This is a genomic window from Candidatus Villigracilis affinis, from assembly GCF_016705895.1.
GTDB lineage: Bacteria > Chloroflexota > Anaerolineae > Anaerolineales > Villigracilaceae > Villigracilis > Villigracilis affinis.
The window spans coordinates 106,830-131,840 of sequence record NZ_JADJKT010000024.1 but is presented as its reverse complement, the minus strand read 5'-3'; the positions used below and the strand labels follow the sequence as shown (position 1 = coordinate 131,840).

The 25,011-nt window shown below is 51.1% G+C and carries 24 protein-coding genes; 13 read left to right on the top strand and 11 right to left on the bottom strand.

All coding sequences use genetic code 11. The annotated features are described in order from the left end of the window. Positions 1 to 270: 270 nt before the first annotated feature. The 6 genes from IPI86_RS10775 to uvrC form a co-directional block, all read right to left on the bottom strand. Positions 271 to 885 (bottom strand): L-threonylcarbamoyladenylate synthase, encoded by a 615-nt coding sequence (locus tag IPI86_RS10775; protein ID WP_345298013.1) that lies wholly within the window; start codon positions 883 to 885, stop codon positions 271 to 273. Beyond that, on the bottom strand, positions 885 to 2,039 hold the full coding sequence (locus IPI86_RS10770; RefSeq protein WP_345298012.1) for an HD-GYP domain-containing protein: 1,155 nt from the start codon (positions 2,037 to 2,039) through the stop codon (positions 885 to 887). Before IPI86_RS10770 ends, IPI86_RS10775 begins: the two co-directional genes overlap by 1 nt. Before the next feature lie 169 nt (positions 2,040 to 2,208). Next, the gene (gene prmC, locus IPI86_RS10765; protein ID WP_345298011.1) at positions 2,209 to 3,060 is read right to left on the bottom strand and encodes a peptide chain release factor N(5)-glutamine methyltransferase; all 852 of its coding nucleotides are present in this window, start codon (positions 3,058 to 3,060) and stop codon (positions 2,209 to 2,211) included. Positions 3,061 to 3,108: 48 nt separating this feature from the next. Continuing rightward, on the bottom strand, positions 3,109 to 4,185 hold the full coding sequence (gene prfA, locus IPI86_RS10760) for a peptide chain release factor 1 (RefSeq protein ID WP_345298010.1): 1,077 nt from the start codon (positions 4,183 to 4,185) through the stop codon (positions 3,109 to 3,111). A gap of 284 nt (positions 4,186 to 4,469) precedes the next feature. Further along, complete coding sequence (locus IPI86_RS10755) at positions 4,470 to 4,850, bottom strand: response regulator (RefSeq protein WP_345298009.1); 381 nt, start codon at positions 4,848 to 4,850, stop codon at positions 4,470 to 4,472. Then, on the bottom strand, positions 4,847 to 6,724 hold the full coding sequence (gene uvrC, locus IPI86_RS10750) for an excinuclease ABC subunit UvrC (protein ID WP_345298008.1): 1,878 nt from the start codon (positions 6,722 to 6,724) through the stop codon (positions 4,847 to 4,849). Before uvrC ends, IPI86_RS10755 begins: the two co-directional genes overlap by 4 nt. Positions 6,725 to 6,868: 144 nt before the next feature. On the opposite strand from uvrC, the gene IPI86_RS10745 reads away from it, so the two are divergent. Then, complete coding sequence (locus IPI86_RS10745; protein ID WP_345298007.1) at positions 6,869 to 7,597, top strand: Yip1 family protein; 729 nt, start codon at positions 6,869 to 6,871, stop codon at positions 7,595 to 7,597. A gap of 80 nt (positions 7,598 to 7,677) precedes the next feature. Here the strand turns inward: IPI86_RS10745 and IPI86_RS10740 are convergent, their stop codons facing one another. Then, positions 7,678 to 9,768: a serine/threonine-protein kinase gene (locus tag IPI86_RS10740; RefSeq protein ID WP_345298006.1), complete on the bottom strand. Its 2,091-nt coding sequence runs from the start codon at positions 9,766 to 9,768 to the stop codon at positions 7,678 to 7,680. A 51-nt stretch (positions 9,769 to 9,819) separates the two neighbouring features. Between IPI86_RS10740 and IPI86_RS10735 the strand changes: the two genes are divergently transcribed. From IPI86_RS10735 to IPI86_RS10725, 3 genes are read left to right on the top strand one after another with little or no spacing between them, the layout of a single operon-like run. After that, positions 9,820 to 10,305: a CinA family protein gene (locus tag IPI86_RS10735; RefSeq protein WP_345298005.1), complete on the top strand. Its 486-nt coding sequence runs from the start codon at positions 9,820 to 9,822 to the stop codon at positions 10,303 to 10,305. After that, entirely contained in the window at positions 10,302 to 10,982 is a 681-nt protein-coding gene (locus tag IPI86_RS10730) for a 5'-methylthioadenosine/S-adenosylhomocysteine nucleosidase (protein WP_345298004.1), read from the top strand. The genes IPI86_RS10735 and IPI86_RS10730 overlap by 4 nt, the downstream gene beginning before the upstream one ends. Before the next feature lie 8 nt (positions 10,983 to 10,990). Continuing rightward, positions 10,991 to 11,365, top strand: a complete 375-nt coding sequence (locus IPI86_RS10725) for a VOC family protein (protein ID WP_345298003.1) — start codon at positions 10,991 to 10,993, stop codon at positions 11,363 to 11,365. A 42-nt stretch (positions 11,366 to 11,407) separates the two neighbouring features. Here the strand turns inward: IPI86_RS10725 and IPI86_RS10720 are convergent, their stop codons facing one another. Beyond that, the gene (locus IPI86_RS10720; RefSeq protein WP_345298002.1) at positions 11,408 to 12,772 is read right to left on the bottom strand and encodes a serpin family protein; all 1,365 of its coding nucleotides are present in this window, start codon (positions 12,770 to 12,772) and stop codon (positions 11,408 to 11,410) included. Between the two features lie 26 nt (positions 12,773 to 12,798). After that, entirely contained in the window at positions 12,799 to 13,308 is a 510-nt protein-coding gene (locus tag IPI86_RS10715; protein ID WP_345298001.1) for a GNAT family N-acetyltransferase, read from the bottom strand. Here IPI86_RS10715 and IPI86_RS10710 point away from each other — a divergent pair, their 5' ends adjacent. Further along, on the top strand, positions 13,309 to 14,604 hold the full coding sequence (locus IPI86_RS10710; RefSeq protein ID WP_345298000.1) for an MFS transporter: 1,296 nt from the start codon (positions 13,309 to 13,311) through the stop codon (positions 14,602 to 14,604). Between the two features lie 6 nt (positions 14,605 to 14,610). Here the strand turns inward: IPI86_RS10710 and IPI86_RS10705 are convergent, their stop codons facing one another. Continuing rightward, positions 14,611 to 16,707: a protein kinase gene (locus IPI86_RS10705; RefSeq protein ID WP_345297999.1), complete on the bottom strand. Its 2,097-nt coding sequence runs from the start codon at positions 16,705 to 16,707 to the stop codon at positions 14,611 to 14,613. Between the two features lie 183 nt (positions 16,708 to 16,890). Between IPI86_RS10705 and IPI86_RS10700 the strand changes: the two genes are divergently transcribed. From IPI86_RS10700 to IPI86_RS10675, 6 genes are all read left to right on the top strand, one after another. Next, positions 16,891 to 17,337: a hypothetical protein gene (locus IPI86_RS10700; RefSeq protein WP_345297998.1), complete on the top strand. Its 447-nt coding sequence runs from the start codon at positions 16,891 to 16,893 to the stop codon at positions 17,335 to 17,337. 105 nt (positions 17,338 to 17,442) lie between these two features. Continuing rightward, a complete protein-coding gene (locus tag IPI86_RS10695; RefSeq protein WP_345297997.1) occupies positions 17,443 to 17,778 on the top strand; it encodes an STAS domain-containing protein in 336 nt (111 codons plus the stop codon). A 78-nt stretch (positions 17,779 to 17,856) separates the two neighbouring features. Further along, complete coding sequence (locus IPI86_RS10690; RefSeq protein WP_345297996.1) at positions 17,857 to 18,267, top strand: ATP-binding protein; 411 nt, start codon at positions 17,857 to 17,859, stop codon at positions 18,265 to 18,267. Between the two features lie 8 nt (positions 18,268 to 18,275). Then, entirely contained in the window at positions 18,276 to 20,942 is a 2,667-nt protein-coding gene (locus IPI86_RS10685; RefSeq protein ID WP_345297995.1) for a GAF domain-containing protein, read from the top strand. Beyond that, positions 20,824 to 21,477: a PP2C family protein-serine/threonine phosphatase gene (locus IPI86_RS10680; RefSeq protein WP_345298091.1), complete on the top strand. Its 654-nt coding sequence runs from the start codon at positions 20,824 to 20,826 to the stop codon at positions 21,475 to 21,477. The genes IPI86_RS10685 and IPI86_RS10680 overlap by 119 nt, the downstream gene beginning before the upstream one ends. 107 nt (positions 21,478 to 21,584) lie before the next feature. Further along, on the top strand, positions 21,585 to 22,049 hold the full coding sequence (locus IPI86_RS10675) for a hydrogenase maturation protease (RefSeq protein ID WP_345297994.1): 465 nt from the start codon (positions 21,585 to 21,587) through the stop codon (positions 22,047 to 22,049). Between the two features lie 22 nt (positions 22,050 to 22,071). Here the strand turns inward: IPI86_RS10675 and IPI86_RS10670 are convergent, their stop codons facing one another. Further along, entirely contained in the window at positions 22,072 to 22,755 is a 684-nt protein-coding gene (locus IPI86_RS10670) for a glycosyltransferase family 2 protein (protein ID WP_345297993.1), read from the bottom strand. 113 nt (positions 22,756 to 22,868) lie between these two features. Between IPI86_RS10670 and IPI86_RS10665 the strand changes: the two genes are divergently transcribed. After that, the gene (locus IPI86_RS10665; protein ID WP_345297992.1) at positions 22,869 to 24,200 is read left to right on the top strand and encodes an ATP-binding protein; all 1,332 of its coding nucleotides are present in this window, start codon (positions 22,869 to 22,871) and stop codon (positions 24,198 to 24,200) included. Between the two features lie 32 nt (positions 24,201 to 24,232). Then, positions 24,233 to 24,985: a glycerophosphodiester phosphodiesterase family protein gene (locus tag IPI86_RS10660; RefSeq protein WP_345297991.1), complete on the top strand. Its 753-nt coding sequence runs from the start codon at positions 24,233 to 24,235 to the stop codon at positions 24,983 to 24,985. Positions 24,986 to 25,011 lie beyond the last annotated feature (26 nt).

Genomic DNA, 25,011 nt, shown 5'->3' with positions numbered 1-25,011 from the left:
ATGACTTGCCCAAGTCATCGGCCTTCTGGTTTAGGGAGAATGTATTTGTATTTTAGATTCATCACATAAGCCAAACCTGAACCCTGATTAAGAGTTGGATGAGAGAAAATGCACCCGTAATTTAAAACATCGAGGCCCCGTTTTTCAAACTTGCCCAAGTTTGAGTTCGGGGCCCGCGATAAGGAGAATGTACTTTTATTATATTCAGCGAGGTAAAAATAGTCTGAATGGGAAATGAACACAGGATTAGAGATTCAATCACCGAAAAATTTATAAAGCAGCGAGAAGTTCATCCAATTTGATGGGGCCTTCGCGCAGAATGACAGGCTTTTCGCCTGTGCAATCCACCAACGTGGATGGAATTCCGCCAAAAGTTTTGCCGCCATCTAGAATCAATGGAATGCGGCCACCAAGTTGTTCATAAACTTCCTGCGCGGTGGATGGGCTGGGTTTGCCTGAAATATTGGCAGAAGTGACAGCCATCGGCCCGGCAGTGTGTAGTAAGGTAAGAGCGTCTGGGTGGTCGGGAATTCTGACGGCGACGGTGGGAGTGGCAGAGACTGCCGGGGGGAGAGTCTGCTTTTTGGAGAGGATGCAGGTGAGAGGTCCAGGCCAGAAGCGGGCGGCGAAGATGCGGGCCATGTCTGGGATGTGATCCGTGACAAGGTCAAGCGAATCCATGTCCCCAATTAATATCGGGATGGCTTTTTCGATGGGGCGTTCCTTGGCTGGGTAGATGCTTTCGATGGCGGCGTTGTCAAAAGCGAGCGCGCCGACGCCGTAGACCGTGTCGGTGGGGAAGGCGACGAGACCACCTGACTGAAGGATCTTCAGCGCTTTTTCAATTGCAGCGGGCAGTTGGGCTTGAAGGATCTCTGTGCGCATTAGAGGCGTTGAATTTCACGTGTGAAGATTTCGACGATGTTCGGGTCGAAGTGTGTGCCCGTCTCTTTTTGAAGGTACTCGAGGGCCTTTTCCTTTGACCAGGCTTTGCGATAGGGGCGGTCTGAGGTGAGTGCATCGTAGACGTCAGCTACGGCAAAGATTCGGGCGGAAAGGGGAATATCGGTTTCTTTCAAGCCGCGCGGATAACCTGTGCCGTCCCATCTTTCGTGATGGCAGTAGGGGATATCCATGGCGGTGCGAAGATATTCGATCGGATACAGCAGGTTGTAGGCAAATTGGGGATGCTGGTGCATGATCTGCCATTCCTCTTCCGTCAGCGGGCCGTCTTTATGCAAGATGTCGTCAGGGACGCCAAGTTTTCCGATGTCATGCAAAAGCGATCCCCGCCGAATATAGAGGATCTCCTCTTCGGGTAGTTTCATGGCTTTTGCGATCTTGCAGGTAAGTTTTGTGACGCGCTGTGTGTGACCTTCCGTTTCCTTGTCACGCAGGTCCAGTGCGCGTGACCAGCTATCGAGGGTGGTTTCATAGGAAGATTGCAGGTCTTTGAGCAGGAATTGATTTTTTTGCAGTGTGTGATTCAACTGCCAGGCGGTAAAAAAGGTGAAGAAGGCGATGGCAAACAGGGCGAGGACGCCTGTGAAGTTGTAATTGACGAGGTAGTCGTAATAATAGCTTGAAAAGGTATAGCCCGCCGTGACGAGCAGCGCGTAAAAGAAGGATGCGACCGGGTGTATGACGAAACTGGATGTGATGATGGGCAGGGCCAGGATCACCATTGTGAATTCAAGATCCTTGGGGGTGTATAGGAGGACAGCCCCAAAAATTGACAGGTTGATGCAGGCATGCGCGGTTAGTTTGGTATAGCCCCTGCGATTGAGATTCCAGAGGACAAATAGCAGGGCTAGGACAATGACATCCTGAATGATATAGATGTCATATTCAGCGCCTGCGCCGAGGATTCGATATGCAACATTGGAAACTGTGACGTGGACAAGAATGATGGCGATCAGTGTCAGATACATTGCCATAAGACGGCCGCGCCGTTGGTCGCCTGGCTCTGCTGCTTCAGTATCTGTGACCTGATAGTAGAGGCTGTTTAATTTGAGAGCTAATCCATTGTAACGATTCATAGAAAGTTTTGTTGTTGATTTACAGAGTATCGCATAATTTACCAAACTTAAGTCTTGGTTTTTGATTGCAATTTCCCAAAAGCTTGGCAATTTATAAAGAAAGCGATAGTGGATGGCGCAGAACACTGCGCCCAGTATCGCATGGTTTTAGGCTGGTGGCAACCTGGGATTAATACGACTCGGAAGCAGGGATGATTTCCAGCAGGCGGTCGTTTCCCGCGAGGTCCTGATGCAGGTGGATACTGGCATTCGAGAAGTGGTCAAATGCCAGGCTAAGGGCCCGCACTCCGAGTGTGGCTTCTATTTCGAACAACATCATTCCGCCAGGGGCGAGCCAGTCCGGTGCGATCTCGAAGAGGCGGCGATAGACATCAAGTCCGTCTGCGCCGCCATCGAGGGCGAGGGTGGGTTCGCGGCCAAAGATGGGAAGTTGCTGCAGGGTTTCGGTGGGAATGTACGGCAGGTTGGCGCAGATGAGATCGAAGTGACTGTCGGTGGGCAAAGGGTCTACGTGCTGGGGGAGCAGGTCACATTGCAGAAAGTTGATGCGATGATGCACGTGGAATTTGCGGGCGTTGTGTTTTGCCACTTTAAGCGCGGCAAATGAGATATCGGTGGCGGTGATGTTCGCATCTGGCATGTGCATGGCAAGTGCCGTGGCGATCGCACCTGAGCCTGTGCCGATATCGGCGACAGTTCTGCGCTCCGGGGAGGCTTTGAGCCAGGTGATGGCTTTTTCCACGAGCAGTTCGGTTTCGGGGCGCGGAATCAGAACGTCTTTTGTGATATCGAGGTCGAGGCCGAAAAATTCCCAGTGGCCGATGATGTACGGAAGGGGAGTCCCTGCCTGGAGTTGGGTAAATGCTTTTTCCGCTTCATCAAGCTGGGGCGGAGTGAGAAGCGTTTCCGGGTGGGTGAGCAGCCATGTTCGCGAATGTCCCATGACGTGCGCAAGGAGAATCTGCGCGTCAAGATCTTCCAGAATGTCCTTGTGCTTTTTTAGGTATTCTCCCGCGTTCATTTGTTGTTACCAAAGAAAATGTGGCGACTCAGCAGCCGCCACATTTGATTATTCGTCGTCATCCACGCCCGTAGCGGCAAGACGTTCCGACTCATCGCGAGTTGAAAGCTCGTCTATGAATTGGTCGATGGACCCATCCATCACCGCCGAAAGATTGTAGCTTGAATATCCAACGCGGTGATCTGTCACGCGGCTTTGCGGATAATTGTATGTGCGGATCTTCTCCGAGCGGTCACCCGAGCCGACTTGTGAGCGGCGGTCTGCTTCGAGTTCGGCACGGCGTTTTTGTTCTTCGATCTCGTACAAGCGCGCGCGCAGAATGCTGAGGGCGCGGAGTTTATTTTGCAATTGCGAGCGTTCGTCCTGACAAGTGACGATCATGCCTGTGGGTTTGTGATACAGACGCACTGCCGTGGAGTTCTTTTGCACGTTTTGTCCGCCTGCACCCGAGGAACGATAGACTTCGATCTCGATGTCGGTTTCGGGGATGTCCACTTCCACATCATCCACTTCGGCCAGCACGGTGACGGTGGCGGTGGAGGTGTGAATGCGTCCCTGTGATTCAGTGGCAGGCACACGTTGCACGCGATGCACGCCCGATTCGTATTTCAGTTTTGAGTACGCGCCCTTGCCTTTGACTTCAAAGATGACTTCCTTATAACCGCCAACGCCGATGGCGCTTTCGGACATGAGTTCCACCTTCCAGCGTTTGCCATCCACATAACGGGTGTACATGCGGAACAGGTCTGCGGCAAAAATGGCGGCTTCGTCACCGCCTGCGCCCGCGCGGATTTCAAAAATGACGTTCCTGTCATCGCGCGGATCCTTGGGCACAAGCATGCCTTTGATCTCTTTTTCGAGTGCTTCGATCTTTGGTTCGAGGTCATCCACATCTGCCTTGGCGAGGGCGATCAATTCCGAATCGTTTTCAGAAATGATGATGGATTTGGCCTCTTCAAGGCTTTTCAGCGCCTGACGGTATTCACGCACTTTCAAGTAGATCGGTTCAAGGTCAACACGCTCCTTGTTGATCTCTCCGGCGCGTTGATAGTCGCTGCCCACTTCGAGCAGTTCGCTTCCGAGTTGTTCGTATCGTTCTTCAATGGCTTGTAGTTTATCGAGCATGGCTTATCCAGTTTTGTTTCTGTGTGAGATACTAAAAGTTTACTTCCAGGGTCCGTTATTTAAAAATGTGCGAAATAAAGCGCGGCACGCAAAGCAGTGCCGCACAGGCGAAATGATACCAACCGTGAACGTACCTAATAATTCGCGACTGCTGAGAGCACCATCGAAAGGATCAGGATAATGGCAAATACAGCGAACAGAATCTGGGCCGCTTTCTGGTTTGAATTCCCTTTTTCCACGGTTTTTGTTTGTTTTTTAGAGGTTTTTCCAGCCATCTTATTAACTCACTTCATTATATGTTTGTAAAAGGCTTGTGACATTACCTTTTCAAGTTCATCAATTGTAACAGGTTTCATTACATAGCCATCTGCGCCCATTTCGAGAGCCTTGTCCACCATCACATCGGCGGCTTCCGAAGAGAGCATGATGACGGGCAGGTCTTTCCATTCCTTGCGGCGGCGCAGAAATTCCAGCATATCCAATCCGCTCACCTCGGGCATGTTGATATCAAGGACGATCATGTCGGGTCGTCCGCCCGCAAGCAGGGCCTGCGCGGCGGGGCGCGGATTAATGAAATGTTTGGTTTCGCAATCCAGCAGTTTGAGCATCAAACTGATCGCGTGCCCCATCTCTTCATCGTCATCTACGATCCATACTTGTTTCATTCCAGGTGCGCCTTAATGCTTTCTGCCGCTGTCTCATTCATGCCTTTTACAGCGGCCAAATCGGTAACACTTGCTTCCTTAATCTTATCCATAGAACCGAAATGTTTCAAGAGTGCTTTTCTGCGGGCGGGGCCAATGCCGGGGATGGAATCCAACTGCGAGGCCAGTCCCTGTTTCGATCTTCTTGCGCGGTGGGCCGTGATCCCATAGCGGTGGGCCTCATCGCGGATGCGCTGCACAAGGTACAGTCCCTGCGAATGACGCGGCAACAACAGCGGCTTGCTGTTATGCGGGAAGAAGATCTCCTCCTCCTGCTTTGCCAGCCCCACCACGGGAACCTTGTCGAGCAATTCAAATTGCTCGAGGACTTTCACCACGCGGCCCAACTGCCCCTTGCCGCCATCGATGATGATCAAGTCAGGCAGGAAGGAGAACGACGCATCTTTTTTCGACCCCGGGCCTGCTTCTGTTTCCTGACTGGATAGCCACCGTTTGAATCTACGGGTGAGCATTTCCTCCATCGAGGCAAAGTCATCGGGTGCGCCGATGCTGGTGCTGTCGATGTTGAATTTGCGATACAGATTCTTGGCAGGTACTCCCTGCTCGAAAACGATCATCGCGCCGACAGTCGCCACGCCCTGTGTGTGGCTTACATCGTAACACTCAATTCGATTGGGTGGTGCCGATAATTTCAACGCGGTCTGCAACTCACCGAGTGCCTGTTCCTGTTTGTGGGCATCGGCCTGCCATTGGGCGCGCAGAGCTTGCAGAGTTTCAGATGCGTTCTCCGCGGCCATTTGAACCAGCTCATGCGGCTGACCATCTTTCGGAACGAACAATTCCACTTTTTTGCCGCCGCGCTTTGATCTGAGCCATTGACCGATGATCTTCGCTTCCTCCACCTGAATTTCTTCGGGGATCATCACCTGTTCGGGAATATTGGCGGCTTCGGTATAGAACTGTTTGACGAATTCCGTCATCACTTCCTGGTTGTTTGTATCTTCCGTGCCTTCAAGAATGAAGTATTCACGCCCGATCAACTTTCCACCGCGGATGAAGAAGATCTGCACGCAGGCTTCGCCGTCTGAGCGGGCCATCGCGAGCACATCCGAGTCTTTGTAATCGGAGGCAAAGACGATCTTCTGTCTTTCGATAATGGAACTGATGGCCTTCAACTGGTCGCGCAGGGCGGCGGCTTTTTCAAAGCGCATTTCCTCAGAGGCTTTTTGCATTTCGTTCGCAATTCGTTTGACGATCTCTTCACTATGCCCGCTGAGGAAATCCATCAGGTCTGAGATCATTTGGCGGTACCCTTCCTGGGTGGCCGCTCCGATACAGGGGGCAATGCACAGCTTGATGTCAAAGTAAAGACACGCGCGTTTGTCGAGCCCGGTGATCTCGCGGTCACAGGTCAAATACGGGAAGATCTTGCGCAGCACATCCAGTGTTTGGTAGACCGCCCATGCCGAGGTGTACGGACCAAAATAGCGCGAGCCGTCTTCGTCCATGTTGCGGGTGACGGTCACTTTCGGAAACGGCTCGTTCCAGTGGACTTTGATATACGGGTAACGCTTGTCGTCCTTGAGGCGGATGTTGTATTTGGGGCGGTGCTTCTTGATGAGGTTCATCTCAAGGATCAGCGCCTCAAGCTCCGATCCGACGACGATCCACTCAATATCCACAATGTCGCGTACAAGACGGCGGGTCTTCGAGTCATGGCTTGAATCCGCGTGGAAATAGGATCGCACCCGATTTTTCAGGCTGATGGCTTTGCCGACATAGATGATTTTCCCCTCGACGTTGCGATAAATATAGCAACCCGGCTTCGATGGGAGCGTGGCAAGAATGCCTTGAAGTTTCTCCGAAATTTCCATTGGCGGCTATTATAAAGTAGAAAATAATCGCGCATCCTTTAAAGGCAATACCGAATTCGATAATTGCTGTTATTGAATTTTTGCTTGACTTTTATTTTTTTGAACTTACAATTGATTCAGACCAACAAAAAAGGAGAATATGCTATGAGTGAATTCAGTAATACGCCGATTGTTCCTCCATCCACCGCGCCGGGACTTGCGGGCTGGTTCCGTGTTTGGATGAAGGCCGTTACAAAACCCAATGAGCAAACCTTTATTGATATTACCGAACACCCTGATGCCCAGCCAAAGACCGCCTATATCTGGATATTCCTTGTTGGGACCTTATCCACCATTGTCACTGGGCTGATTCAAGCCATTTTGGTTGCGGCAGGAGTGAGTAGCCAGCTTGGTGTTCAGGGAGCAGGCTCGTCGGTTGGCGTATCGATATTTGCCACGATTTGCGCATCTCCGATCGCGGGTGGAATTTCGGTTTTGTTTTTTGCCTTGGGGATTGCCATTGTGCAATGGATCGCGAAACTCTTTGGTGGAACGGGTACATATGACAAGCTGGTCTATGCAGTTGCCGCGATCTCCGTTCCGTTTTCCCTGGTTTCCATGTTCCTGGTGCCGCTTAGCGTGGTTCCTTATCTCAATATTTGTACGGGCTTGATAAGCTTTGGTCTCAGCATTTACGTCATCTATCTGCAGATCACAGCGGTCAAGGCGGTTAATCGTTTTGGCTGGGGTGCGGCGGCTGGTTCCGTGCTTCTACCCGGATTCGTGATCGCTTTTGTGTGTGGTTGTCTTGTGGTTGTAACGCTCATGTTGTTGGGACCCATGATTGGGAATGTGTTCAGCGGCATTAACCAAAGCCTGCAAATGGCTCCGTAAGCCATAAAGCATAAAATAAAAATCGTCTCCCAAATCGTAAAGGATTTGGGAGACGATTGCTTTAATTTTTTTATCTGATTTTATGGTGTTGGGGTTGGCGCAGGTTGGGGAACGCGATGTGCTCCGAGGAGCAGCGGCATTTCTGCCATGTAATATGCATATTCATAAGCCGTTGTCGCTCCGCCTTCACCGATGATCGGCTCGATCAGTTGATTGTTGTTCGAATCGACTCCGGAGACGATCTGACCTGAAAGCGTCAATATCTCGGTGATGAGGGGTTCCATTTCTGGCCCGAAGGGCATCTCTTGTAAGCGTAACGCTTTTTCAAGTACTTGTTCGGTCCAACCCTGCATGTTTTGCAGGCAGGTGACGACATTCGCGCTTTGTGTCTTGATATTGATGGTCGCATCTGCCGCACGGGCGGCAAACTGCGCATGCGACATGGCCTGGGCAATATAACCTTGATCGGTGTAGCCCGGGTCGCCGTTTTGCAACAAACCAAATCTATCGCTGGGATCGCTTACTGTACCGTCTCCGTCCCAGTCTTTGTATTGGGCTATGTTGGCATTGCCAACAGTCAGGTTGACGATCTCTTCGAGTTTTTTGCGGGTCAGGGGTTCGTCGCCTGCCTTGAAGGCTTCTTCCAATTCGGTGGTGGCTGTATCAAGGCTGTCAGTGGAGCCCCACAACCCCTGGATTAGCGCGATCCCATCGGGTGCAGTAGCGAAGAAAACCACCACATGCCTTACATGGATCAAACTCATGGGAGGAAATACCGACGACGCGACGACATTTCCAGAGGACACATCTGGATTCGGGTCGTTATCCACTTCCACTGTAATCTCGATCTGGTCGAACAACGACAGGACATTTTCCTGGTCGGAGTTGGTGTAAACCAATTGTCCCTGGGCAAGACCGTCTCTATCTATGGAGCCTGCCTTGCGGATGAATTCTCCGCCTTGCCCAAGAAACCAGACATCGTAATGCGTGCCAGCTTCGGGAATGGGAAGGTCATCAAAGGTGAGTGCGGCCTTATCCATCAGGCCGTTTTGATCGGTGAACACCACTCGTCCCAGTATTTCGTTTGGATCCGGGGATGGTGTTGGGGGAGGTTGTGTTGCTGCTTCCACAGTCGGCTCAGCTTGTAAAGCCTGCGGCCTGAAGAAGACAAATCCAAGTACCGCAATGGCAACCACACCTATCGCAATCCCAGCCCATGCCAGGGGAAATGTGCGTGCTTCCTTTTTTGCAGGAACAGCGGGTCTTTGCGGGATCTTCGCGATGCGTGCGGTATCGGCTGAAACGGTTTGCCCGTTGAATACCTGAATGAATTCATCGGCCAGTTCTTTTGCAGAGTTGTAGCGAAGCTCAGGGTCTTTTGAAAGCGCGCGGTTGATGATGGCCTGCAAATCGGATGAAATGCCGAAGATGGGTGGGGGCGGGTCGTTCAGGTGTTTCATCAAGATGCCGAAAGATGATTCGGCATCAAAGGGAACCACACCCGCCAGCATTTCATACAACATCACGCCGAACGAGTAGATGTCTGTTTTTGAATCCACTTTTTCGCCGCGCGCCTGCTCGGGACTCATATAGGCAGGGGTTCCGGAGACGGTCCCTGTTGAGGTTTGGATGGATGAATCTAGAAGGCGGACCAGCCCAAAGTCAGTGAGGATCGGTTCTACATCCGCTGGTAAAGGCTTGTTAAGATCGATGCCTTCACTTGCCGAACGCAAAAGCACGTTGGCAGGTTTAATATCCCGATGAATGATGTTTTGATTGTGGGCATAATCAATGGCGGACGCCAGTTTGGAAAGGATATGCGCGATGGTTTCGAGAGGCATCTTTTCCCCGCGCTTGTGCAGGGCTTTTAGATAACTTCCCAACGCGGCGCCTGTCACCAATTCCATAATGAGACAGGGCTGGCCGTCCACCAATTCGTAATCATAGACTTGAATGATGTTCGGGTGACGAAGTCCCGCCACGACGCGTGCTTCGCGTTCAAATCGCACGTGATTATCGGGATCCGAATCCACGTGATCGCGCATGATCTTGACAGCCACTTTTCGATTGAGCGTGGTGTGCTCGCCAAGATATACTTCCGCCATGCCCCCGCGGGCGATCAATTCACCGACTTGTACCTTGCCTAAAGTTTTTCCATTCCAGCTGGGCATTGACGCATTATACCCGATAGTATAATGCGAAGAATTACAAGGAGATATTTAATGAGATCTGCACCTGAAGAAATATTATATGAGTACATGCATACACAAGGTTTAACAATTTCCACTGCTGAATCCTGCACGGGCGGCCTGGTTTCCGACCGTATCACAAATATATCTGGTTCGTCGGGATATTTTCCCGGCGGCATTGTCGCTTATTCATATGAAGCCAAAGCCAGTTTGCTCGGGGTTTCCTGGGACACGCTTAACACACATGGAGCGGTCAGCGAGGAAACGGTGCTTGAAATGGCGCGCGGCGTGCGCAAAGTATTCAATGCGAACATCGGCATATCGGTCAGCGGCATTGCGGGTCCCACGGGCGGAACGCCTGAGAAACCAGTGGGTTTAACGTGGTTTGGCCTTTCCACCGATAAAGGTGATTGGGCGCGCCATTTTATTTGGGATGGCGACCGTGTGGAGAACAAACATCATTCCTCTGAAGCCGCTTTGCAATTTGTGCTCGATTATCTGGAAGGAAAATTGAAATGAACACCGTTGTGATCGTTTCAGCAAATGCCGAATGGCGTGTGGTGAAGGAGCTTTACCCGAACCTCGAAATAAAAAACTCGCCTTATGGCGAATACGCTGATTTGAAACTCGACTCCCGCCATTTGATACTTTTTCATGGCGGCTGGGGGAAGATTTCCGCGGCGGCTACTGCGCAATATGTGATCGACCATTTCAAGCCTGACCTGCTAGTTAATCTTGGTACTTGCGGCGGATTTGCAGGCCGAATCGAAACTGGGACTGTCATCCTCGTGGAGCGGACTCTGGTCTATGACATCATCGAGCAGATGGGGGATGGCGCTGAAGCGATAGAACATTACGCATCTTCCCTGGACCTGAGCTGGCTCCCGGCTAATTTGCCTGATTCCACCCTGCGCGGACTCCTCGTCTCTGCCGACCGCGATATCGTGGTGGAAGATATTCCCATGCTCATCGAAAAATTTGACGCAGTCGCCGCCGATTGGGAATCGGGTGCCATTGCCTGGGTGGCGAAAAAGAATGGCACACGCCTGTTGATTTTGCGCGCTGTGAGTGACCTGGTCGGTGGTGACGGAGGCGAAGCCTATGGGAATCTTGAGTTATTCCACGAGCGAACAAAAACCGTGATGCGTGACTTGTTCCAACGCCTGCCGAGTTGGTTAAATTCCATCAAGAAATAGGAAGCGCGATGAAAACTCATTTGAGGGTTGCAAGACCCACGGACAACCTCGATCTCATCGTGGAAATGTACCGCGTTGGACTTGACCTCGATGTCCTTGGTTCATTCAAGGATCATCAAGGTTTTGACGGCATCATGCTCGGCAAAAGCGGCATGCAATATCATTTTGAGTTCACGCACCATCGTGGACATAAAGTTGGAAAAGCCCCCACACAGGATAATCTGCTCGTTTTTTATGTGCCAGATCGTGCCGAGTGGGAGTCTGCCTGCGTGAGGATGGAATCGGCAGGCTTCAAATCTGTGCCTTCCTACAATCCCTATTGGGATCAGGATGGGCGCACCTTCGGTTATCGGGTTGTATTGGAAAATGGTGAATGGGAATAAGAACTGTTACAGATTGTTGTCTGTAACTACTAAAAATTTAAACTAAAGACGCTGAGGCGATAAGAGATAAAACACTCTTTGTGACTCAGCGTTTTGCTGTTTTTTTCCGCGACGCAGTAAAGTAATTGATATAGCTGGTTGCACACGCCCTACGAACAGGATCTGACCATTGACCGTATCGCGGATGATGAACAGGAAGGGGCGGTCAACGATAAAAAGAATATCCTGCATCGGCGCGCCAGTCGCTTCCATAACGACGGCTGTAGCTGCGGCGGCTTCGGTGCCTTCCTCATCCACGGCGACAAAGGCCTTGTGGATGACGTTGCCGATGAACAGGTCTTTATCGCCTGTCATGCCTGAGAAATCGGCGAGGCCTCTGTCGAAGGCGTCTGTCATGCCGAGGCTCATCAGCGCATCGGAAAGGTTGAAGTCCTTGGTGAATTCGAACTTCGGCAGGTTCACCCGCGCAGACGAAGCGATCTGTAAACCGTTGATGACCTCATCGTAAACTGCTTTATCGAAAGAGGCTTCAAAGGTTTCGAAATTTCCTTCATCAGGCAGGATGATATCCATGGCGGCGGTTTCACCGGCATAAGCAAGCTCGATGGCTTGATAGCCATTTCCTTGCACATAGGGGACATCGTGCATGGTTTCGCCCATCACTTTTACGGTGGCTTCGGTTCCATCCAAAAGATGGAAGGCGCCGTCGTGAGTTGAGTTGGGATCGAATTTATTGAACCAATCCGCTTTGAAGTAAATGGCGTTCACCAGTACCATGCGGGTATCGGGGCTGATGGTTCCATCGGGAAGCAGATCCTTGATCCGCTCTTCTGTTTCATCGCTGACCCAGTTGTTGATCGCCACGCGTTCTTCGTTTGGCTTGTTCATAAAGTCTGAGAGGTGGATCCCTGCGCCGTAATTGACGGCGATGGTGTCAAGAAATTCAGGCATGAGGGGGAGTGTCTTTTCGGTCCAAACAGAATTGGCGATGTTGATCTGCAGTGGTTCCTGATCCTTGTCGAGGTTGATCGGCTTTTTCTCCAATTCAAGGTCGAGCGCGTTGAAGGCTGGGTGTAACTGTTCCTGTGGGGCGTAATGCAAGGCCTGTGCCATTTGAGATTCGGTGTCACCGCGGGCGCCTGCGTACGTCATTGCCAGGGCCAAAGACATGCTGTACGGAGACAGGATCAGATTTCCGTTTTCGGAGCGAAGCGCGTTGTAAATATCCAGAGCAAAGGCGTTATTCCCGTCGACAAGGTCGGCGAGATTTCCTTCGGCGATCTCGGGATTCTTATCGCGGCTTTTGCTTGATTCAGCCACGCTCAACGATGCGGATGAACCGCAGGCGGCCAGCATTATGCTTAGCAAGGCACATAGTGCAATGATTTGAAAAGTGATTGATTTCATGGTTTCTCCTTCGAACTAAAGACGAATTATGGCCCATTGTGTTCCCGTTGCTGCAAGGTGAGTTCCATGGAAATGTTATCCATGCTTTCGCGATAGCTTGGAATTTCGTAAAATCCGAGTTGTTTATAAAATTGAACGGCGCGGATTTGTTTTTCGCTGGTTTGCAAACGGAGTTTGCGATACCCTTGCGTATGAGCGAAATCGAGCAGGCGCAAGACGATCTGATAACCGATCTTTTGGCCGTGATATTCCTCCAACAACCAGAGTCGTTTTAGTTCGGCAGAATCTTCCTCCATCTTTTTGATCGCGCCCGTGCCGATTACTTTTTCGTCATCGAGCGCTACGAGGAACAATCCGCGATTTTCGTTGTAGGCTTTCTGAAAATTGTCCACATCCATCAACTCGCCCTCCGCTTCGAGAATATCCCAAAAATGCTGAACATTTTTTTCAGGCATGTAAATGCGCTGGGCCACGGCTGTGATCACGTATTTGGCATCTTTGATTTGATGCATTTGAATGGGCAGGATATTAATCATGTGGCGATTTTAACCCGCTTCGACGGGCGTTATAATTCTTTTGCGTCACCCAAACCTCCTATGATGAACAACCCCGAACAATATGAAATTCAAAAGCGAAATTTTCGCTACGTGCAGATCGATGCTGTTGGTGTAAGCATTGCAAATGTCGCCGCACCCTTCCTTCCCGTGTTTCTCACCCGCCTCGGTGCAAGTAATTTTCAGGTGGGTCTGCTCACTTCCATGCCGGGCGTCACCGGGCTTTTGCTTGCGATCATCGTGGGCCGCTTTTTGCAAACACGTACCAACATCGTGCCATGGTACAGCCTTTCACGTTTGCTTGTCATCTCGTGTTACGCGCTGACAGGCTTGCTTACCTTTTTGCTGTCGAAGGAATACGCAGTCATTGCCACGCTCGCCATCTGGGCGTTCGCCACACTTCCGCAAACAGCGCTGGCGGTCGCTTTCTCTGTTGTGATGAATGCCGTGGCTGGACCCGAAGGCCGCTATGCCTTACTCAGCCGCCGCTGGGCGATCTTTGGTATCACGACCGTGGTGATGACATTCTTTGTCACGCGCGTGATCGACCTGATCGAATTTCCGCGTAATTACGAGATGATGTTTTTGGGATTATCGGTGGGAGGATTTATCAGCTATTACTTTTCGAAACGGATAAACCTCCCGGATCAGACTCCGTCGACACCTGTTGCATCCTCATCGGCATTCGACTCAGCCCGAAACTATTTCTCCTTAATCCGCGGTGCGCCCGCCTTCACTTCTTTCGCGACGAAGAAATTTGTCTATCACTTTGCGCTTGTGCTGACTCAGCCCATTATGCCGCTGTTCCTCGTCCGCGAAGTGAAAGCCACCGATTCGCAGATCGGCACGATCACAATGGCGATGTCGCTTATTATGCTGGTGGGCTATTTCATCTGGCCGTGGTCCTCGCGCAAATATGGCGGACGGTTCGTTTTGCTTGCGACCACTTTTGGCATGGTCTTTTATCCCGCACTCACGGCGGCAACACCGCAAGTGCCTCTCATCATTTTGTATTCGGGCATCGCCGGGCTGTTTCAAGCAGGTCTTGATCTGGTTTTCTTCGATGAGTTGATGAAAACCGTTCCCCCGGAATATGGCGCGACCTTTGTGTCGATCGTACAATCCATGCAATATCTCTCTGCCATTGTGGCGCCGTTGATCGGCACCTGGCTGGCAGATTCCATTGGATTGGGCGGTGCATTATGGGTGAGCGCCGGGCTGAGGCTGTTTGGATTTGTATTATTTTTGCGAAAAGATACGCGTTTGGTTTCGAACTGAAAATGCCTATTTCCCCGTAGCTGGCATTCGGTCTTTCCCTGCAAGGATTGGCATGTCTGCCATGTAATAAGCATGCTGATAAGCCGTAAGCGCCCCGCCTTCGCCTGCGATCGGCTCGATCAATTCATTTCCGTTAACATCCAACCCATTGAGAATTTGATTGGCAAGCGCCACTGCCTTGCGAACATCTGCTTCGACATTCGCACCGTCGGGGGCTTGTACGATCCGTTCTGTGATGTCACGCAATTCAATGGCCCATTCTTCAATGTTGTGAATGGAAATTTCAACATGCCCATTGTGCATGCGGATATCCGGGGTTGAATCGTCTGCATCGGCAGAGTAGCTGGAGTGGTGATGTACTCCGCCGACATAACCGGTCTGGTCGCCATTCAGGAGGATGCCATAGCCATCGCCGGGGTCGCTGGTTGTGCCATCGCCGTTCCAATCCAAATAAAGGGCATCCTGTTTTCCAACAACCAGATTGATAAGCGATTCTGCATTACTGCGCACATCTTTTGGCTTGCCTGCTTCATAGGCGACCAACAAGGCTTCTGCAGTCTGGTTGACCAGAATGGCATTATTTTTCAAGCCATCGATCATGCCGATCAAGTTGGGCGATTCCTCTGTCGAGACGATCAGGTGACGAATGTGTGCAAGTGCCCTGCCCGGAATGCCCGATGAGTATTTCACATCGCCCGATGGGTTGGGGCTGGTATCCGGAACAGGTTCCAATGTGATTTCCATGTGACTATATTGGCCAAGTAAATTGCGGCTTTGTTCATCCACATAGGTCAGGCTGAACGCTCCGTCACCTTCCGCTGTGAGAACGCCGATACTGCGGCGTTGTTCGCCGCTGTCATCGATGAGCCATGCTTCGTATTGGCTGCCCTCTGCCGGGTTGTCAAGATTCGCGTTGATCGTGATCTGGTCTGCCATTGCTGCACCGTCTTGAAATCGCAAAACGCCGACTGGGGCTTCATCCGTTACGAGAGGAGCTTCCGTTGCTATATTATGAACTTCTGTTGCGACAGAGGTCGGAGTCTCTGTGGTATTTAATCGCGGCAGCACGAACAAGCCCGTGCCGATAACGCCGCTTAATAGCAGGAAGGAAACGCAGCCGCAAACGAAGATGCCTGTACCGATCCAAAGCGGACTCAACGCTGGTTTCTTTTTCTTTATTACCATTGCCGTTGACCGGGGTGTGTGGCTGCGCAGCGAGTGAATGGTCTCCGCTTCAAGCCGCATGCCAACCGCGTTATAGAAATCCACCAGTAATTCGTTTCCGCTGTTATAGCGGTCTTCGGGGAATTTGGTCAGTGCCTTGTCAATGACCGCTTGTAATTCAGGATAAATATCTTCGATGGGTGGGGGAGCGTCGTTAATATGTTTGAAGATGACCGTGATCGCGGTGTCCGCTTCAAAAGGGACGCGGCCTGCGAGAAGTTCATATAAAATAATGCCGAGTGAATAGATGTCAGTGCGATGATCTACTTTTGAGCCGCGCGCCTGCTCAGGGCTCATATAGGCGGGTGTACCGCTGACGAAACCTGATGCGGTCTGCTGGCCTGAATGCGCAATACGAGCCAAGCCAAAGTCAGTGATGATCGCTTCCACACTTTTCGTGAGTGGTGTGTCTTCTTCGAATTCTCTGTTTCTGCTGTGGAGAATGATATTTGCCGGTTTGATATCGCGATGCACGATCCCTTGTGAATGGGCGTAGTCGATTCCGAGAATGATCGATTTAAGCAATTGACCGATCTGCTCGAAGGATAATTTCTGTCCGCTTCTGTGAAGGGTTTGGAGATAGGATGCCAGGGACGGCCCCTTTAGATATTCCATCACGATGTAGGGATGTCCGTCATGAGTGTCAAAATCAAAGACTTGAACGATGTTCGAATGACGAAGCCCGGCCACGGCTTTTGCTTCACGTTGGAAGCGTTCCAAAAGTTCGGGGTCTGATTCTATAAAACTATGCAGGACTTTGATTGCCACAGGACGGTCAAGTGACAAGTGAGTACCAAGATAAACCTCCGCCATGCCCCCGCGTGCAAGGTACTTATCGACTCGTACTTTTCCGATAGTTTGACCGATCCATTCAGGCATGGCTGAATTATACATCTGAATTTGGAGTAATACAGTCTGAAATGCTTGTGAAATGAAAGGACTTGTCCCGTTTTATGTCCCACCAAGCTTGTCATATTAGTTTTGCCGTATAATTTGCCTTGGAAGCAGGTAAAAAGGAATTTTCAAACAAAATTTTTTAACGAAACAAGATGGAGGATACACATGCCCAGGAATAATCAGGAAGTTCAATCCGAAGGAGAAAGGGGATCTGTCATTCAAAGAATTCGTGCCAGCCTATCACAAGCGGATGCTTACACCCGCCGCCAGCAGCGCCTCAACTCCACGCTGACGTTGGCTACCACAGTCGGTTCTGCATTGACAGCCTTCATCACCGCCCTGACCGCTGCCCAGGGACCGACCGTCATTCCTGGCATTTTGGATTGGCAGGGAGCCTGTACCATTGGGGCCGTGTTGAGTTTTATTACGACGGTTTGTTCCGGGCTGAGTCAACAATTGAACACGAGTCAGAAGTTTGTGTTGGGTAGTCAATGTGTGGGGCGTTTGCGCGCGCTGGAACTTGTTGCGTCCACCCAGTCACGTGGCATGAGCGAGGTCACAAACGAATATGCCGAGATCCTGCAGATGTATGCCGAGGCGCTCAATAAATGATTTTGGCTTCCTCTGTCCATGAAAAACCCTCGCAATGTTCCACATTAAGAACGTGATATAATTTTGCGCAATAGCTCAAAAATCAATCTTGAAATAGGAGTACACATGGAAATTACAATTCAGGAATTTAAACATTGTGATTTGTTTAAAGTCAAAGGCCGGGTGGATAGTGCCAGTGCGCCGGAATTTTCCAAAGCTCTCGAGAAGGCCAATAATGACGGTCATTTTAAGATCGCAATTGATATGAGTGAACTTGAGTACATGTCCAGCGCGGGCTTTCGTGCTTTGCTTGCCACCCAGAGAAATTGTAAACGCTATAATCGCGGTGAATTGGTTCTTGTAAGTGTCCCTGAACGTATTCGTGAAGCGCTCGAGCTGGCTGGTTTTACTGAACTTTTCAAGACCTTCAATGATTCTATTGAAGCGGTTGGCAGCTTCTAACAGACGCCTGGGGCGTCATAAGGAAAATAATTGCCGCCTCTTTGCCGAAAGGATGGAGGCGGCTATTAATTTTTACCTATGCCAAAGATAACCTTTCCAGCCAGGTTTGAATTTTTGGATGAAATTCGTGAGCTTGTAGGGCAGATTGCTCATGAAGGCGGTTTCTCGGACAAGGAAGTCTACTCCCTGCAACTGGCTTCAGATGAAGCAGCCTCCAATATCATTGAACATGCATATGAAGGTGTCTCGAACGCAAGTTTCGATGTCACCTGCGAGATGCACGGCGAAACGATTTTCATTACCATGCGCGATACTGGCATGCCGTTTGACCCAACCAAGGTTAAACAACCGAATCTAAAAGCCGACCTGTCTGAGCGTCAGATTGGTGGACTTGGCGTATATCTCATGCGCAAACTGATGGATGAGGTACGTTATGAATCCAACTCAAGGACAGGCAATTTGCTTATTATGACCAAGCGGAGGGGATAAACCCTACCATGCGCCCAGCGATTCGTAACGGACCTCCAGATTCATGGGACTGGCGTCAGCTTGCAAGCCTGGGGGAGCAGCTTCGCAACGAAGATTCCCTTAGCGCACAGCGTGACCGTATTGCAGCCATGACCAGCCATCTTATCGATGGCGTGGTGGATGTTTGGTTGAATGAGAGTGTTTTTCGTCTGCCAGATTGGGAGGATGGGCACGTATTTCCCCCCCAACCATCCAAAGGTGGAATGCGGCTTGCGATCAAAGCTGGAAAGCTGACCACTCAAAAAACAAACCGACAAAAAAAGAATACACAACGGCGGACAAAAGCACCCGCTTCACGCGTGACCTTTGCTGCGGTGCCGCTCGAAGATCATGGGATTACCCTTGGAGCGCTTCAGATCACGCGCTCGAAAGGTCCCGTGTTCAATGCTGCAGAATTGAACATGCTTCAAGGTATTGGGCAGATCGTGGCGACGAGTTTGTTCGCGTCGCATCGCGCCGAAGTGGAGCAATTCCGCCTCAGGCAGCTTAACCTCGTCCGTGAGGTCAGCACGCAGATCGCCAACGTCCTGAATGTGGATGAGCTTGCTGCCCGTGTTACAAATCTTATCCAAAAAACATTTAATTATTATTACGTTGCCATCTTTACGCTCAAGCCGAATTCGAAGTGGCTTCGTTTTCGCTCCAGTGCAGTTGCTCCGCGCAAAGGCAAGAAGAAGGCAACCATCGCCCTCGAAGTGGAATTGGGACAGGGCTTGATCGGCGAAGCCGCCATTACAGGCGAGCAGATCGTCTGTGATGATGTCCATTCCGATGCCCGCTACCGCTTCATCGACAGCCTGCCTGAGACAAGATCCGAAGTAGTCATTCCCCTGAAAATTGAAGATAGAGTCCTTGGTGTGCTGGATGTGCAAAGCAATCAACTGCATGCATTCCATCCCAACGACCTCTTAATCCTTCACGCCTTGGCAGATAATATTGCACGGGCTGTGGAAGGTGCGCGTTTATACGGCAGCCTGCGCCGCCGTGCCGACCAATTGACCCTTGTTTCAGAAGTGAGCAAGAGCGTTACATCAACGCTTGAGCTTTCCGAACTCATGAATGATGCGGCGACGCTGATCCATGAAAAATTCAAATATCCTCATGTTTCCCTATACACCGTTCATCCCAACCGCCGTTTGATCGTGTACGAAGCAGGGAGTGGCAAGCGCAGTAAAAAATCAGAAGGCTTCACCATTCCCTTGGATGATATGGATGGCATCATGCCGTGGGTGGCGCGAAACGGAAGGACAGTGCTTGCGAACGACGTTTCCAAACATGACCGATACATGCCTTCACCTTTGCCGCCGAAAAATACCCAATCTGAACTGTGTGTGCCGTTGATCTTCAATGATGATGTGCTTGGTTTGCTTGATATCCAATCCGATAAACTGAATGCCTTTACAGAAGACGACCAGATGATGTTCGAAGCCGTGGCCGATACAATGGCCGCCGCCATCCGTAATGCGGATTTGTACCGCTCCGAGCAATGGCGGCGACAGGTATCTGACAGCCTGCGTGAAGTGGCGGGTCTGGTCTCCAATAATGTTGGCGTGGATGAAGTGCTCGAAACCATCCTCTCCGAACTGGATCGTAACCTGCCCATCGATATTTCCGCCATCTGGCTTTTGGAGGATGGTGACCTTTGCCTTTCCGCTGTGCACGGTTTTGATCCGCGCCTGCTTGAAAGCGTGTGCATTGCCAACCCCGATGCGATCTATGCAATGGCCGAAGCCTTGATGGCGGATATGCCCATGATCCGCCGCCCTGATGAACCGTTTTGGCCTGCAGGTCTTGCGGCGGGCTACGAAAATAACTATTCATCCATTGCCGCGCCTTTGCGGGTGGGGGATCGTCCACTAGGTGTGTTGACTTTGGCGCATCGCACATCAGGCCGTTATGGTCACGAAGCCCAGGCTGTGACGACAACGTTTGCAAGCTATGCGTCGGTGGCAATTGAAAATGCCCGCCTGTTTGACGCGGCGCAGGAGCAAGCCTATGCTTCGGCGGCACTGTTACAGGTGGCGCAGGCAGTGGTCAGCTTGAATGACCTCAATGAAATTCTCGCATCCATTACACGTATTCTGCCGATCCTTGTGGGTGTTCATCGTGTTTCGTTATACCGCTGGGATTCAGAGCGTGAGTCTTTTACAACGTCTCACGAATTTGGTTTTTCAGAAAATGAAGAATCGACCATGACGGAAAAAGAATTCAAGCTGGGATCGTTCCCCCTGCTCGACTTTGCCCGCGAACAAAATTACATGGTTACGCATCCGCTCGACCCGGGTGCTGATCCTGCTTCCTGGCTGCAGATTCAACCCGAGGCGCAGGGCGAAGCGGACACCGTCAGCCCCGACCGTTTGCTGATGGCCGTCCCGTTATCCATCAAACATGACCTGTTCGGCATCCTCTTGATCGAAGAAGCCGAGAATGGGCGCCGCTTCCGCGCACGCCGCATTGAGATCATTAACGGTTACGCATCAGCTCCGCGACATTTTCCCGCACGGTTGCCTGGCAATGCTGCCCTGGCAAATGGCGGCGCGCTGGCGTACGGCGCGGCAGGTGGGCGGCGATTTTTACGATGTGATCGAATTACCAAACGGGAAGCTGGGGATCTTCATTGCGGATGTCGCCGATAAAGGCATGCCTGCCGCCCTGTTCATGGCGCTCACACGGACCCTTGTGCGGGCCGCCGTGATCGAGATGGATTCGGCCGCCGGAGTGCTCGGACGTGTGAACGACCAACTTTTGCCCGATACGCAGCAAGGCATGTTCGTGACCGCTGTGTATGGCGTGCTGGATGTTGAATGCGGTGAGTTTACCTATGTCAACGCGGGACACAATCCGCCGTTCTGGGTGAAGAAAAATGGCGAGATCGAAAAACTGACGCGTACCGCGGTTGCGCTGGGTGTTATGGAGCAACCGAATATGATGGAACGTACGGTCGCGCTTGGAGAAGGGGATACGCTGCTTCTTTACACGGATGGCCTCACGGAGGCATTTTCACCAAACGGTGAGTTGTTTGGCGATATGCGTCTGATGGACTCGCTGAAATCCATTCAGGCCAGTACTGCCGACGAGGTCCTTGTGGGCGTGGAAGAGCATTTGAACGAATTCATCGAAACCACCCCATTGGGCGATGACTTGACCATGCTGGCCTTGAGGCGGGTTTGATCGATTAATTCGCCGGGGGACTCGCTAAATTCAAGTTATACAATTGTTATGTAAAAAACAAATCTGTAAACTGAAAAGCATCAAATCCAACTTAAAATAACTCTGCCATGCTTGATGAACTTCAAACCCGTATTGCAGATAAAAACGTGCTTCTCCTTGGGGTGGGCAACCGCCAGCGCGAGGATGATGGTGTTGGGTCTTACCTTGTTCGGAGGCTTCAGAGGAAAATTCGAATTCCCTCCCTTGATGCAGGTGATGTGCCTGAAAACTACATAAAGCAGATTGAAAACTCAGGCGCGGATTTTTTGCTGATCGTCGATGCTGCGGATTTTGGCGCCAATCCGGGTGAGATCGCCCTGCTTGACCTTGGTGATTTGAGAAAGATGGGTGGCTCCACACATTCTGCGAATTTACCCCTTTTGCTGGATATTATTCCGAAAAACAGGCGACCGGAAGCGCTCCTCGTGGCGATCCAGCCTGGGGCTACCGGACCAGGCAAAAGGTTGTCGGAACCGGTTCGTAATTCCCTGGATGGCCTGGATGCCATGCTGGTCGGGTTATTTAAAAAATAAGACGGGCTTGCGCCCGTCGTATTTATTCAACAAATCTATATTTGATCAGGGTCCAAACCGCTTCAAAGGCATCGTGCAATTTGATCTTCTTGCCTTGCGCGTACTCGCGTGGATTGAATGTGATCGGCACTTCGAAGATTCTAAACTTGCGTTTCAGGATCTTTGCAGTGAATTCAGGTTCAAAGTCGAAACTGTTTGCGCGAATTTTCATGCCGGTCAACACTTCGCGGCGGAAGACCTTGTAGCCGGTCTCCATATCTGTGAGGATGGTGTTGTAGAGAATATTCGTCATCAGAGTCAACAGTTGATTCGCAACCTGATGCCAGAACATTGTTACGCGATGGGCACGGCCTAAAAACCGTGACCCATAAACCACATCTGCCACCCCTTCATTAATGGGTTGGAGTAACTGCGGATAATCGCGAGGATCGTATTCGAGGTCGGCATCCTGAATGAGGAGGATATCGCCTTTGGCTGCGGCCATTCCAGTGCGAACCGCCGCCCCTTTGCCTTTATTGTGCTCGTGCAGGATGATGCGTACGCCGTTCTTTCCATCCAGTGTGCCTAAAACGTCGCGTGTGCCGTCTTTCGAACCATCATCCACAACGATGATCTCTTCAGCAAGATTTTGGGCCTGCACGCGCTCAAGAATGACTTGAATGCTTTCGACTTCATTGTAAACAGGGATTATGACAGATAGTTTCATATGAACTGGATTATAAACGAAAAGAAGTATAATCGGCTGCAGAGACGAAATTTTTCTGCCGCTGGGCCACAAACACAAATAAAAAAATTTATTAAAGTCTGGATTGTGCCATTATGACAAGACAACCGCTACAAAACCCCGCGCCAATCGGCGGTTTTTCTCCGCCGCAGATCAACAGCCTTGAGGATACAGGTCTTTCGCCGCTCTGGCTTCAAGACCTTGTTCTGAAGGTTTTGTATTTCAGAGGCTATCTGACGGGCTTCAAGATCGCAGAAGAGATCACCCTGCCTTTTGCAGGCGTGACCGATCAACTGCTCACTACTTTGAAGCAGGAAAAATTCATTGAAGTGAGATCCTCTCAGGGTGGTTTGGGTGAAGGTGCGTATACCTATGGCATTACCGGCGCGGGCATCATCCGTGCGCGTGAAGCCATGGAGCGCAGTCAATATGCAGGCCCGGCGCCAGTTCCTTTTGCAGTTTACAACGAAGCCATCCGCCGCCAAAAGAGCGGACGCCTCTCTGTGACCACCCGCACCATGCGCCAGATCCTTTCGCAAATGGTGATCTCTGAGAGCACCTTCCAAAGGCTTGGCCCGGCGCTCAACTCGGGTTCATCCATTTTTATGTATGGCCCGCCCGGAAACGGCAAGACCAGCATCGCGCGCGCCTTTGGCAACCTGGTGCTCAGCCAAAGCATGTATATTCCGTACGCGTTGTATCTGGATGGCCAGGTCATCAAAGTGTATGATGCCGTTAGTCACAGCGTCGCGCCTGATAATGAATCCGCCAACGGCACACCAGCGACAGGCAATTTACGTTCCAACACCCGCCGCGATCCGCGCTGGATCAAGATCCGCAGACCGTTTATCGTGGTCGGCGGTGAATTGACCCTCGAAGGTCTTGACCTTGTCTTTGACGATACTACGAAATTCTATGAAGCCCCATTTCAAGTAAAAGCCAACGGCGGTATTTTGTTGATCGACGACTTTGGCCGTCAGCAAGTGCGTCCGCGTGATCTGCTCAACCGCTGGATCGTTCCGCTCGAAAACCGCGTCGATTACCTGCGTCTGCACACCGGCCGCAAAGTGGAAGTTCCTTTCGATGTCCTCATCGTTTTTTCCACCAATCTGCCCCCGAAAGACCTTGTCGATGAAGCCTTCCTGCGCCGCTTGCGCCACAAGGTCGAGATCGGCGACCCATCCTTCGAGGAGTATCGTGAGATATTTAAACGCGTAGCTCAGGATAAACGGGTCGAATACAACGATCAGGGTCTGGCTTATCTGTTGCAGGAATGGTATATCAAACGCAACCGTAAACTGCGCGCATCCCATCCGCGCGATCTGTTGGATCAAATCCTTGATATTTCCTCCTACCTTGCCATCCCCGCTACCATGTCGCGTGAAATGATCGATCATGCCGGCAAAGCCTATTTTGTGGATATCTAACCGCATCTTTCTTAACGTTGAGCCTGCCACCGATGTTTGAACATTATCCCAGCCCTGTCATTTTCGCCCATCGCGGTGACCTTACCTACGCACCGGAAAACACCCTGCCATCCTTTCAACAGGCCCTGCAGAAGGGTGCCGATGGCGTGGAATTGGATGCGAAACTCACTGCTGATGGTCAGGTGATCGTTATCCACGACATGACGGTGGACCGCACCACAACCGGTAAAGGCCGTGTCGCCTCTTTCAAACTGGATGACATTCGCAAACTCGATGCGGGGAAATGGTTCGATGAAAAATTCAACGGCACAAAAGTGCCCATGCTTGCGGAAGTCTTCGAACTGGTTGGCAAGGATAAACTGATCAACATCGAGTTGACCAATTATTCCACCCCGCGTGACGGACTCGTCTTGAAAGTGTGCGAGCTGATCAAGCGCCACAACATCCAAAAGCAGATTCTTTTTTCATCCTTTCTCCCTTCCAATTTAAAGATCGCTGCCCAGGCTCTGCCTGAAATCCCGCGTGGATTGCTGGCCATGCCGGGGCTGGTTGGTTTATGGGCGCGTTCCTTTGGTTTTATGTTTGGAGAATATCAGGCCTTGCACCCTCATATTTCCAGCACGAGCAGAGAACAGGTCCAGCGGGTGCATCGCCTCAATCGCCGGGTCCATGTTTGGACGGCGAACTCTCCCGAGGAGGTTAATCGCCTCAAAGAGTGGGGCGTCGATGGCATCTTCACCGATGACCCACAGACAGCCGTACGCGCACTTGGGAGGAGCAGGTGAGTTTGTGCAGAGTTCGTTTTCACAAG

Coding starts and splice junctions, on each gene's coding strand:
- IPI86_RS10775 (WP_345298013.1), bottom strand. CDS start 885: ATGCGCACAGAGATCCTTCAAGCCCAACTGCCCGCTGCAATTGAAAAA.
- IPI86_RS10770 (WP_345298012.1), bottom strand. CDS start 2,039: ATGAATCGTTACAATGGATTAGCTCTCAAATTAAACAGCCTCTACTAT.
- prmC (WP_345298011.1), bottom strand. CDS start 3,060: ATGAACGCGGGAGAATACCTAAAAAAGCACAAGGACATTCTGGAAGAT.
- prfA (WP_345298010.1), bottom strand. CDS start 4,185: ATGCTCGATAAACTACAAGCCATTGAAGAACGATACGAACAACTCGGA.
- IPI86_RS10755 (WP_345298009.1), bottom strand. CDS start 4,850: ATGAAACAAGTATGGATCGTAGATGACGATGAAGAGATGGGGCACGCG.
- uvrC (WP_345298008.1), bottom strand. CDS start 6,724: ATGGAAATTTCGGAGAAACTTCAAGGCATTCTTGCCACGCTCCCATCG.
- IPI86_RS10745 (WP_345298007.1), top strand. CDS start 6,869: ATGAGTGAATTCAGTAATACGCCGATTGTTCCTCCATCCACCGCGCCG.
- IPI86_RS10740 (WP_345298006.1), bottom strand. CDS start 9,768: ATGCCCAGCTGGAATGGAAAAACTTTAGGCAAGGTACAAGTCGGTGAA.
- IPI86_RS10735 (WP_345298005.1), top strand. CDS start 9,820: ATGAGATCTGCACCTGAAGAAATATTATATGAGTACATGCATACACAA.
- IPI86_RS10730 (WP_345298004.1), top strand. CDS start 10,302: ATGAACACCGTTGTGATCGTTTCAGCAAATGCCGAATGGCGTGTGGTG.
- IPI86_RS10725 (WP_345298003.1), top strand. CDS start 10,991: ATGAAAACTCATTTGAGGGTTGCAAGACCCACGGACAACCTCGATCTC.
- IPI86_RS10720 (WP_345298002.1), bottom strand. CDS start 12,772: ATGAAATCAATCACTTTTCAAATCATTGCACTATGTGCCTTGCTAAGC.
- IPI86_RS10715 (WP_345298001.1), bottom strand. CDS start 13,308: ATGATTAATATCCTGCCCATTCAAATGCATCAAATCAAAGATGCCAAA.
- IPI86_RS10705 (WP_345297999.1), bottom strand. CDS start 16,707: ATGCCTGAATGGATCGGTCAAACTATCGGAAAAGTACGAGTCGATAAG.
- IPI86_RS10700 (WP_345297998.1), top strand. CDS start 16,891: ATGCCCAGGAATAATCAGGAAGTTCAATCCGAAGGAGAAAGGGGATCT.
- IPI86_RS10695 (WP_345297997.1), top strand. CDS start 17,443: ATGGAAATTACAATTCAGGAATTTAAACATTGTGATTTGTTTAAAGTC.
- IPI86_RS10690 (WP_345297996.1), top strand. CDS start 17,857: ATGCCAAAGATAACCTTTCCAGCCAGGTTTGAATTTTTGGATGAAATT.
- IPI86_RS10685 (WP_345297995.1), top strand. CDS start 18,276: ATGCGCCCAGCGATTCGTAACGGACCTCCAGATTCATGGGACTGGCGT.
- IPI86_RS10675 (WP_345297994.1), top strand. CDS start 21,585: ATGCTTGATGAACTTCAAACCCGTATTGCAGATAAAAACGTGCTTCTC.
- IPI86_RS10670 (WP_345297993.1), bottom strand. CDS start 22,755: ATGAAACTATCTGTCATAATCCCTGTTTACAATGAAGTCGAAAGCATT.
- IPI86_RS10665 (WP_345297992.1), top strand. CDS start 22,869: ATGACAAGACAACCGCTACAAAACCCCGCGCCAATCGGCGGTTTTTCT.
- IPI86_RS10660 (WP_345297991.1), top strand. CDS start 24,233: ATGTTTGAACATTATCCCAGCCCTGTCATTTTCGCCCATCGCGGTGAC.